This is a genomic window from Enterobacter cloacae complex sp. P1B (genome assembly GCF_014982345.1).
GTDB classification, from domain to species: Bacteria; Pseudomonadota; Gammaproteobacteria; order Enterobacterales; family Enterobacteriaceae; genus Enterobacter; species Enterobacter bugandensis.
This window is the reverse complement of the sequence record NZ_JADCLF010000004.1, coordinates 1-10,179: the sequence shown is the minus strand read 5'-3', so window position 1 is coordinate 10,179 and position 10,179 is coordinate 1. Positions and strand designations below refer to the sequence as shown.

The following is a 10,179-nucleotide window of genomic DNA, read 5'->3' as shown; positions in this document are numbered from 1 at the left end:
TAAGCTGCCTGTACGGCAGTGCACGCCATCCCGACATTTATCAACGCGGCGCAAACTTTCTAAGCTGCCTGTACGGCAGTGCACTGAAATAATATCTCCACACCCTACTGATTTGCATACAAAAAAAGCTAAAAAACCTTCTCTGACCCTCTTTTTTATCCACCAAAAATACTCATTTAAAATTAATGAATTACACAACCGTTAAAAATTAGGGTCAAAACATCGTTCTTCTCATAAACCACCCAGCACAAAAAATCCCCATTCCACTCCATATGACAAATGGCTATACTTAACCATGACAAATGACATTAATCAGGAGGTAATATGAGAACCTGGATCCCCGCCAAGAAACCTGCTGATAACGCACTTTGGCGCTATGCCGGTTTACCCGCGAACAGAGGTATGCGGCTGATAGAATTTCTCAACCAGGGATTGCCCGTCAGCGTGCTCGACAATATTCATGAATGGACGGCCATGTCGAAAGCGGACATTTTGCGCGTTACCGGGATTAACGAACGTAACGTGGCCCGCCGCAAAAGCGCGGGACGGACGCTGACGCCGGATGAGAGCGAACGCGTAGCCCGTTTTGTTCGGGTGCTGGATGCGGCCGTCGACTATTTTGGCAGTAAAGAAGAAGCATGGAACTGGCTTCAGTCGCCGGTGCGCGGGCTTGGCAATGTTGCGCCTGTTGACCTGATCGCTACGGAAACCGGTGCACTGGAAGTCACCGATTTGATTGGTCGTCTGGAACACGGAGTGTTTGCATGATTTTTTATCGGCTGGTGACGGGACGCTACGCCAGCGAAGCGTGGAGTGGAAGCGGCGCAAATCAGTACGGCGGTCGCTGGAATCATAAAGGGCATCCCGCCGTATATGTGTCCACGTCCATCTCGCTGGCCTCACTGGAGATTTTGGTGCACGTCAGAAAAGATACCGTGTTGAATCAGTACCAGCTTTTCAGCATTGATATCCCGGATGACCAGATTGATTACCTGGATAAAGCCTGGCTCCCCGAGGACTGGCAGGAAAATCCGGCACCGGTATCGACGATGGATCTGGGAACCGGATGGTTGCAGGCTAGCAGTGCCCTCGCGCTTATCCTACCTTCCTGCATCATACCCTATGAAAACAATGCCATCCTTAACCCCTTACATCCCGCATTCCACACGGCGCTCGGTTCTGTTCAGCAACTGCCCTTTATTTTTGATACCCGTCTCGCAGAAAAAACCGCACCCTGAACGCTGATGCGGCTGTGTTTTCTCAGAACCAGGGAACCGTCGCTGTCGCGCTCATCCCGTAGGTTGAAAAGCGTCCATCCACGGGTGCGGGAAGCAACTCACCGTGACGAATAAAAAGCCTGAAAGACTGACCTGTTGAGAGGCTACGTAAATTAAGCCAGGGCAAATCAGTCCGCGCCTCTTCCATTTTTAATAGGCGCTGCTGCGCCTCTTCCTCAGTGATCCATCCTTTTTTTACCGAACGGCGCATAAGCCGCTGCGCGCTGCTTTTCACCTGCACACGGGACACGCATCGCCATTGCTTTACCTCTGGAACGGGTTGTATCGCCGTGCACAGGCAGTAATCGCTTAGTCCCTTTCGCCATGCCAGGGAGTCGAGCTCGCTTAACGCCTGTTGCGAACCGTGCAGGCGTAACATCGCGCCGGGCTTTATGCCATGTGCAGGGAAGCTGATACCAATATCCCCCAGCCCCCGTTGGCCCAGCGCACGATGCAGTTTAGCCATCAGCGCGGCCATCAGCATCTCCTCGCTGAACTCCGGGTCGGGCAGGACGCGGATCTCTAGATAGTGATCCATAACCACTCCTTACTCGCCCTTCTCACCGAAGACGCCGCCGCGGATCAGCACGGCCATCACATAATGCTGCTGTTCAACGTCAGGCTTTTGGCCCTTCGTCACCCAGTTGTCCAGCAAGGTATAGAAGTCCATTTTCTCTTTCGGCTGACGACAAGCCACACCGCGACTGGTGACTGAGCCGTACGGCTCAACGGCAATAGCGCCCAGCGCATCTACCTGAGGGTGCCAGGTATCGATAGTTCGAATGGCATTACCGATTTTCTGCGAGTGTATACCCGCAACGCTGTCTACCTGATACAACAGGCGGCTCTTGCTGCTGTTGCTGTCCAGAACCAGCTCCTGCGACGGGAAGATCTCCTGTCCGGCACCGAGTAGCACCTGCGCTTCGACGTTCAACAGCACAAAACCTTCGCCGCTAAGCCCTTTTTCGATTTCCTGGGCCAGTGCGTTTAGGCTCTCGTCGTTGGCAGAAAATCTCGCAGCGCATAACTGTACGCATCAAACGTCCACGACTTACTGCCCGTCACGGTCACGATAATTTTTTCTGCACCGACGCGGTTACGCCATAAAAAACGTCCGTTCGCCAGGTTAGTTGCGTAGCGGCGCGCCAGTTCGGCAAAACCGTGTTCACTGATATAGCCGTCGATAACCTGCTGAAGTTCATCCTGATAGGCGCGATCGTTACACACTGATGGCGTCGACAGGTTACCCAGCACGCGTAGGGTAAACTTCACCTTCAGGGTGTCTGCATCGGCAGGAAGCGCCGCCACATCCACACGCTGCAGGTTCGCTTTCTGGATCTCGGCATCCAGTTTAGCCGGATCGTTGGTCAGGGCATTTTTCAAGCGGTTCGAAATCGTACCGCGGACCGCTTTTTCCTGTATACGGATCGGTTGCCACTGCTTGCCCTGCCAGCTTCCGGAATACATCACCGCATCCGAGGTTGCCAGCTTACGTTCAAATGCCAGTACGGATGCCGTTTTAACGGCCGTTGGAGCCTTTGCCATAGATAAGTCCTTTTTAATTAAGATGTTCAGTTGTCACCGGCGCGCCCGCGCCCTGACAGTAATAGCCCGTTTCCGTCGTCCGATAACGCCAGAAAATCTCGTCCAGTGACCGAATACGGTGCAGACCGCACCACTCGCCCACGCCATACACCGCTTCGGTAAATGCAAAGGGCGTTTCCGCATCGCGCGCGTTTGCCACGACGCCAGGGGCGTAGAGTTCAGAGATACGCTGGTAGCCGGTCATTAATGGCACCAGATAACCGGAATTGGGTTTGGGAACAACATGCCAGTTGGCCGGTTCACCTTCGCGTATGTTGCCGTCTTCCGGCGTTTCGGCCTGTATTTTTAGCGCAGCAAAATCCAGCCAGGCGTCAAGCAGCGTGGCGTTAGGATCGTTTTCAAGAAGCATTTGATGATGTTCGCCCAGCCAGCTACTTCGGTCGCGTAAAGCAAAGCCCGGCATCAGTTGCCACTGTAATCGGCCCATCTCCTGAGCGCTGGCAGGCATCGCCATAACTGAAATATTCTGGATATCCACGATGATTCCTCCGGCCAGCCGGAGCGTAGGGCACACCTGAGACAGAAACTCGGCCAGGTCGCGTTGCCCGTATTCACCGTTGGGGATTTCCCCGTGACAATCCAGCAGCAGCGAAACCGTCATATGCATGCGCCCCTCTTCGTTAAAGGAGGCCGTTTTCGCGTCCCGTGTAAGCGGATTGCGGGTCAGGGCAAACTGATAATCGCGGCCAGACGTGTGAGCATGGATCTGTTGTTCGTGGCTGACCACAGCACAGCCATCAATGCGCAGCCCGTGCGTTTCGGTCAACCTGCGCGACAGCGCATGGGCAAATCCCAGGAAATGGGTAATGGCGGGGAAACCGTAAGTCAGGCCAGCAATCGCGTTGGCGTTTTCGACGCTGATACGGCGAAGCAGGATCAAGGAACTCATTTCAGCGCCTCCCGGATAATTTTTTCCATCTCACGCAGGTTATTGCGTAAACGCTCACGGGTTTGCCATTCACGCTGTTCCACATACCCAAAGTCCTTCAACGCCTTGCTCAGACGCGCGTTAAGCCACAGGGCAAAATCTGTCGCGACGCTAACCTGCCAGTCGTCTTTATCCCGCTCGAGCCGAAAAGCCTCATCGGTTTTGGTGCGCCAGGGATCGAGCCAGAGTTGTTGATGAGTGACTAATCGTTCGCACGAGAGTGTCCAGTTTTGCCACGTATCACGCTGTAGTTCCGACGCGACTACAAAAAGCAGGTCGATAAGCGCATCAATGTATTCATCACGCGCTTCGCGAATACGGACGTTGGTGTAATCACCGGTTCTGGCCAACAATGACACAAGCAGCTGGACAGTGCTGTTTGCACGTCGATCAAACTGACCACCTAAAGTGAAAATAGAACGTAACGTCGTCGGCGGCTTGTCTGCTCTTTTCCACTGCGGCGGCTGACAGGAAAGCAGCCAGCTGCGCCCGCCGCGGACGCTGTTGAGATAGGAAATGTTTTGCGGTTTGGTGCCACCAAAGTGTATTTCCGCTGAATGCGGGAAAAGCGTCAGCGGAGTGGGATGCCAGGTTTTCTCCCGGCGCGCTTTCCAGATGGCTTTAACATCGTCGCCAAAACGGAAGGCAATCATTTTCTGATGCATGGCGTGAACAAGCGAGGTGGCAAATAACGGGCTCAGCAGATGGTAATTTTCACCTACCGGGAAATAGCCCTGTTTAGCCAGCTTGTGTGAAGCGGGCTTTCCGGGCGTTAAGGCACGGGAAAATCCCGCAATCCATTCATCCAGTTGGTTTGCGTCATCGGTAAAAGCGGCCAGCGCAGCGCGATCGCCACGTTTCAGGCTTGCCAGAAGGGAGTCACCGCCTTCAACCCGCGTTTGCAGTAATTTCGCGACGTCCAGCGCCGCGGCGTTTCCCACGGCATCCGGTTCCAGACCTGACAACGCAGCGGTGCTGAGATACCCTTCCAGCGCCACTGCCTCGCTGTAGATACTGCTGCTTTTTGAATCCCCGTGAGTAAATTTCGCCGCATGGGTCACGAGGTTAATTTGTCCGGCTCGCTTCGCGGCATCCGTTAGCCACGCTTTCGGCTCATAGCGAAGTTCTATATCCCGGCGTTCTGCCGCAAGCGTTGCGCTATCTGTATCGCTGCGCTTTGCGGCCTCTTTATCAAATGCTTCCAGCTTTGTTTGCCGTCGTCCGGCAATGAAAGCTGTAATAAATGAGAATAGTGTTCCTTCCTTCATATACCACCTTAACTCTTGCACTTATAATCAGTAAAAATATAAATCTCACAATTATATTTAATATAAATAGCTCGAATAAAAACAGAACAGAATCATAATCAAGACAAATAAAAATTTGATAAAAATCATCGCAGTGAAACATTCCTTTATTTGAGTAAAAATAAAGTACTCCATTTCAAAACGTTCATCCACACCTATATTATGCTTTTATCTTTAAACGACATACCCTTGCCAAAAAACCTTAAATTAATATAATGCTTATCTACTGTCGCCTAGACAGCTTAGAAATATATGAGGCTCTTATCATTTATTTTATACTGCTGTACAAGCAGCTCGCGCCCTCTTTCAGAGGGCGCGAAACACACCCAACACCGGGTGAAATAGCCATTGCTCTGTCTCCTCCTCCCTGCTGATTCTCAATGTGATTTCGCCATACCGTCGCGATACCGCGGCCAGCTCCATCTGTCTTGTCTCGGCCAGCGCCTGTAATACCTCGCCATAATCAATCGCCATCCACGGCTCTACGCCGTGAGCCATCGATAAGGTCTTCTCGCAAAACCGTCCCGCAGGCTTTAACACCCCGTTTTCCTGCATCAGGCAAAACTCAGGTTGCTCACCTTCGTCTTTCATGCTTAAAAAGAAAGTGTCCTGCGGCGACGAGCGGCGAAACGGCGTCCGCCGCTGCAACTCACCGTTCCACGTCAGCGGCAGCCGCCACCACGACGCGGCTACCGCATCTGACCGTTCGCCGCCGTCCAACAATGCGGCTCGCAACCGGGCATGCTCCAGCGCCGCCAGCGCATTGCCGGGCAGGTTTTCAACGATGCGCGGGATCGCATTCAGCGTGCGATAGCCCTCTTCGCTGAGCAGCTCATGGAGATCGTGGTGAGGCAGAAGATGCTGCTCGGTTTCAAAACCGGGTCGGCAGTAGGCGACCTTTTCTCCGCGAAGCGCACGAACGTTGCGTTCCAGAATCACCAGATTTTCGCTCTCAGGCACGATCTGACGATGCCGCTGAATACGCCCCGCAAACTGAATAAGTGAACGCATCGAACTCGGCTCGATAATCCCCCAGTCGGCATCAAAATCGCGCCCGACTTCCAGAACGGATGTGCCGAGCACGACAAAGAGATGATGCTGTTCAGGTGATGTCAGCGCCTGCTTAACGTCAGGCAACTGCCAGATCCGCTCCGGTTTGTGCCGCGCGAACGCGGCATCGAGTCGTTTTTCAATCGCCGCACGCACCGCCAGCGGGTGCTGGCTGTGGTACACGCAATAATAAATGCGGTAATTCTCCGGAGAAGGTAATGCCATCAGCGCCTGCGCGACGGCAACCAGCGGGTTGATGTTCGCCATCCTCACCAGACCAAACGACACGGTTTTGCCGCTTTTGTACGTGCTGTGATGATTGCCGTGAAGCGCAATCATTTGCTGGTGCAAGGTCTGCGCCAGCGCAGAGACAACATCGGCAGTACAGGAAGACTGCGGCATGACGGCAGCCAGTTTCCCCAGGCGAAGCCGGGGCTGGTCTGGCAGACGTTTAATCCGCTGCCTGACAAAATCGTCATGCGCCTGACGAAACTGGGCATCGTCGGCCACATCCTGCGACTGCGCGCCGTATTCATCAAACCAGGCGCAACAGATACTCGTCGGTCTGTCCGACTGACCGCACGCCGCCTGCCAGGCTTTACGCCCTTCCCGATAGGCTTCAAACAGCGCTTCTGTTAATGCAGGGGGCAGCGTTGCGGAGGAGAGCAACACGCGAGAGCCGAGCATGCCCGCCCAGTTCACCAGCCGACAAAGGGCGTGCAAATCATCAACGTCAAAATCATCAGGCTCGTCAAGCACCAGGTCGCTGGTCAGCAGGCGCAGCATGGCGGGGATCTGCCTGCCGCCGCGCACGCCTTCCGTGGCAGGCATCAGGTGATCGATGGTTGTCACCAGCACCGGGGCACTGACCAGACGGTTTAGCGCCGGTTCTTTCGCCAGCCATTGCTGCGCGATCCCGCTACTGGTCGCCCCTTCATAATGCACGTAATGATGGCTGGCGAAGAACGCTTCGTCGCTGGCGCTACTGATATCTTCGGTATCATTGCCCTGATACAACTCCTTCACGGCTGCGGCACCGGTCACCACGGCCAGCATGTCGTCATCCAGCCCCAGGCGCGACTGCAAAGCCTGCCCCGTTTGCAGCGTCAGCGTGCGTAACCCCAGCGCCACGCTGAAACGACATCCCGCCTGCTCATCTGCCAGCGCGTACATAATTCGTGCATTGGCGAAAGTTTTACCGCATCCGGTGGAGGCCATACTGATACCGAAGAAGCCCTGCTCTGCACTCTTCTCACGCAGGGAAGAGGCGACATCCCAGGCCTTGTTCTGCCAGTCAAAACGCTCTTCTTTCGCCCTTTCCCGAAACGTTTTATGCCGGGCGATGGCGGGCAATGAACGGCGCAACGCAGGAAGAGAACGCCCCATCAATAGCGCCTGATGCGCTACGCCGACATTGTGCTCATCCAGTTTTTGCTTGAGTTCCCCGGTCCCTCGATAGCTGTTAGCCCACGCCTGAAAGGCATCATCCTGCCATCCGGCATAAGCCGGTTGTGAGGAGTAAACGTGATCGGCCAGCATCAGCGACAGGCGGGCAAGATGGAGGGTAAAGAGATTATCCAGCGATCCCGCGTGAAGCAGTGCGGGGAGGTTCCGGATGCGTTTACCAATCTGACGGGCCTTCTCGCGCCAGGTTTGACTTCTTAGCGGCGTGCCGTGCGGGAATGTCCAGACATTTTTAAAATCACGCGTTTTCCACGGATGTTTATCGGTAGATTTATGGTTGAGCGAGTTCCAGTCTGCATTCAGCTGTTTCTCAATCCAGCCTTCGCTGTAGAGTAATGAGATTTTTGCCGGGTACGGTTGAGGTAAACGGTGGTGCGATAGCATTAGCCACGCCACCACCCTCGCTAACGGGGGCAATTTTTCGAACGGGCTATTGCTCCACTCTGCGCTGTCCATCTTCAGCGCTTTCAGCATGGCTTTTTCGTCAGCGGCCTTAAGCTGCGTTAACGATGCCAGCCACTGTTCATCGCTACGCTCTCCTACAAACGCCTCGAACAGACGAACCGAAATCCACTCGTGGCGGTACGGCTGACAAACGTGCTGACTTTCCCCCTTGAGCGTCTGCTGGAAGCACATCCCCGCTTTGCCAAAATCATGAAACAGCCCGGCGATCGCCGCCAGCAGGGCGATGCTTTCCGCGCTTTGCCAGCGGTGTTCACCGTCGTTGCGAATAACTTGTAGCGTCGTGCGATTCGTTGGCACACGCCCCTGCGCGTTAAAGCGACGCAAGTTTCCGACTATCCACAGCAGTTCGGTTTGACCGTTTTTTTTCAGCCAGTGGCAGGCCACGGCGGTGTTACGACGGGCCGTTTTACGCAGCAGCTTGCGCAGCGTGACGACGCCTTCCATCGTAATCGTCGTCTGCCAAGCCGCGTCACCCGTGCGCTCAGCAAACTGATCGATAATCCGGCAGCTTTGCTCGCGCGCACGTTTGGTACATCGGGAGATAATCAGCACATTCATTTTTCAACGCCCACCAGAGAGTGCGAGGTTTCCTGCAAGGTGGCGATCATCACATCCAGCGCTTCTGCCTGTTGAAACGCGTTGATGCAGCGCTGACGAAACTGTTGATTATCCTCTCCCTCCATCGCCGCAATAAAGGCCTGCGGCATAACGAGGGCGTCTTTGATTAAATCGGCAATATCAAAAACCAGCCCGCCGCGTCGGGTTTTTCCGTGCATGACGGACAGACCATGAGGAATGCCCGTCACCCAGGCCGCGACGGCCGCCAGCCCGTAGGCCAGATAGTTGCCCTGATCGAGAAAACGGTTCGCCATATCCGTCCCGCCACCGCGTTTGGCGCGGGTAAAGCTGCCATAGCCCACCGTCTGGCTGGTCAGTTTGTAGAGCGATTTTGTGAGCAAAGCTTCCTGGGGCATCAGCGAGGTGTGATCCTGTGCGCTTTCCATACCCTGCTTCGCACGCTCCAGAATAGTCTCCAGCGCGTCCCGATCGGACTGAAAAGGCGTTTCTCGCTGTACCCGCAGCCTCTCCCACTGTTTTTCAATTTGCTGTAAACGGATAAATTGAAAATGCTTTGCTGCCTGCAGACGTTTTTCTTCATCAAACCAGAATGAGACCCAGTTTTGTAAATATGCGGTCGGACGGTATTCGCTTTGCGGGCTGAGCCAGGAGACGTCAATGTCCACCTCGTTCGCAGAATACAGCGGCGTGCCATCCGTTCCACAGAAACCTACCATCACGCCAGCCCGGGCAAACTCCCGCATTGCCATTTGCGTAACGGATGTTCCCATTCCCAGCATCACTGCCGTGGTATTCGCGATGGGAATATTCCAATAAAACGACTCTTTTCCTTCCTGGGTGACATATTCAACACGCCCACCATTTACCTGGATGCGGCATTTCTCCAGGTAATAAATGTTGGCGCGCTTTGAATGCAGGATTGTTTTTAAATCTGTTGGGGTAACGCTGTTTGCAGGCATAGCAACGGCTTTAATTTCAAGGTATTGAATGCGGGTATGTTATCGAAGATAAGATGAAAACAAATGTGACGGGTATCAAATGAAGAGTAATTATCGTGATAATAAAGCGAAAAATCACTTTCCCATTCAATGTATTATATTTACGAATAATATATTTTTTAGAATATAATTGGCGCGTGAATGAGTTTTTTATTTATTGTAAAAAATAGAGAGTGTGGGTTTGATGATATTGAGTTTTGAATAGGCAAAGTAAATGTTTAAGAGGGGTAGATTTAGTTGCGCTTCCTGTACGGCAGTGAGCCCAGACCTCAGAACGGCTGGCGGCAACGCACCATTTCTAAGCTGCCTGTACGGCAGTGAACAAGCGGCTTATCTATTCCCGCATGACCATGCATTTCTAAGCTGCCTGTACGGCAGTGAACCGACAAGATTATCGAAAAAGAAATCGAGGCATTTTCTAAGCTGCCTGTACGGCAGTGAACACACTGGCAGCCGGGTCATGGAAGATAATAAGTTTTCTGAGCTGCCGGTACGGCAGTGACCGG

The 10,179-nt window shown here is 53.6% G+C and carries 7 protein-coding genes, 1 pseudogene and 1 CRISPR repeat array; of the genes and pseudogenes, 2 read left to right on the top strand and 6 right to left on the bottom strand.

The window, feature by feature from the left end; translation table 11 throughout:
• Window positions 1-324: 324 nt before the first annotated feature.
• Window positions 325-768, top strand: coding sequence for an antitoxin Xre/MbcA/ParS toxin-binding domain-containing protein (locus INF77_RS03015; RefSeq protein ID WP_045261776.1), 444 nt, complete (start codon window positions 325-327; stop codon window positions 766-768).
• Window positions 765-1,238, top strand: coding sequence for an RES family NAD+ phosphorylase (locus INF77_RS03010; protein ID WP_126817675.1), 474 nt, complete (start codon window positions 765-767; stop codon window positions 1,236-1,238). Before INF77_RS03015 ends, INF77_RS03010 begins: the two co-directional genes overlap by 4 nt.
• A 22-nt stretch (window positions 1,239-1,260) precedes the next feature.
• On the opposite strand, the gene cas6f is transcribed toward INF77_RS03010, so the two are convergent.
• From cas6f to cas1f, 6 genes and pseudogenes are all read right to left on the bottom strand, one after another.
• Window positions 1,261-1,815 (bottom strand): type I-F CRISPR-associated endoribonuclease Cas6/Csy4, encoded by a 555-nt coding sequence (cas6f, locus tag INF77_RS03005; protein ID WP_045261778.1) that lies wholly within the window; start codon window positions 1,813-1,815, stop codon window positions 1,261-1,263.
• Between the two features lie 9 nt (window positions 1,816-1,824).
• A pseudogene (csy3, locus tag INF77_RS03000) lies at window positions 1,825-2,822 on the bottom strand (type I-F CRISPR-associated protein Csy3).
• A 13-nt stretch (window positions 2,823-2,835) separates the two neighbouring features.
• The gene (gene csy2, locus INF77_RS02995; RefSeq protein WP_193532979.1) at window positions 2,836-3,771 is read right to left on the bottom strand and encodes a type I-F CRISPR-associated protein Csy2; all 936 of its coding nucleotides are present in this window, start codon (window positions 3,769-3,771) and stop codon (window positions 2,836-2,838) included.
• Complete coding sequence (csy1, locus tag INF77_RS02990) at window positions 3,768-5,078, bottom strand: type I-F CRISPR-associated protein Csy1 (RefSeq protein WP_193532978.1); 1,311 nt, start codon at window positions 5,076-5,078, stop codon at window positions 3,768-3,770. The genes csy2 and csy1 overlap by 4 nt, the downstream gene beginning before the upstream one ends.
• A 345-nt stretch (window positions 5,079-5,423) precedes the next feature.
• Window positions 5,424-8,654, bottom strand: a complete 3,231-nt coding sequence (gene cas3f, locus INF77_RS02985; RefSeq protein WP_193532977.1) for a type I-F CRISPR-associated helicase Cas3f — start codon at window positions 8,652-8,654, stop codon at window positions 5,424-5,426.
• A complete protein-coding gene (cas1f, locus tag INF77_RS02980; protein ID WP_193532976.1) occupies window positions 8,651-9,634 on the bottom strand; it encodes a type I-F CRISPR-associated endonuclease Cas1f in 984 nt (327 codons plus the stop codon). The genes cas3f and cas1f overlap by 4 nt, the downstream gene beginning before the upstream one ends.
• Window positions 9,635-9,913: 279 nt before the next feature.
• A CRISPR array of direct repeats spans window positions 9,914-10,175; the repeat unit is 20 nt; unit sequence AGCTGCCTGTACGGCAGTGA.
• Window positions 10,176-10,179 lie beyond the last annotated feature (4 nt).

Coding starts and splice junctions, on each gene's coding strand:
- INF77_RS03015 (WP_045261776.1), top strand. CDS start 325: ATGAGAACCTGGATCCCCGCCAAGAAACCTGCTGATAACGCACTTTGG.
- INF77_RS03010 (WP_126817675.1), top strand. CDS start 765: ATGATTTTTTATCGGCTGGTGACGGGACGCTACGCCAGCGAAGCGTGG.
- cas6f (WP_045261778.1), bottom strand. CDS start 1,815: ATGGATCACTATCTAGAGATCCGCGTCCTGCCCGACCCGGAGTTCAGC.
- csy2 (WP_193532979.1), bottom strand. CDS start 3,771: ATGAGTTCCTTGATCCTGCTTCGCCGTATCAGCGTCGAAAACGCCAAC.
- csy1 (WP_193532978.1), bottom strand. CDS start 5,078: ATGAAGGAAGGAACACTATTCTCATTTATTACAGCTTTCATTGCCGGA.
- cas3f (WP_193532977.1), bottom strand. CDS start 8,654: ATGAATGTGCTGATTATCTCCCGATGTACCAAACGTGCGCGCGAGCAA.
- cas1f (WP_193532976.1), bottom strand. CDS start 9,634: ATGCCTGCAAACAGCGTTACCCCAACAGATTTAAAAACAATCCTGCAT.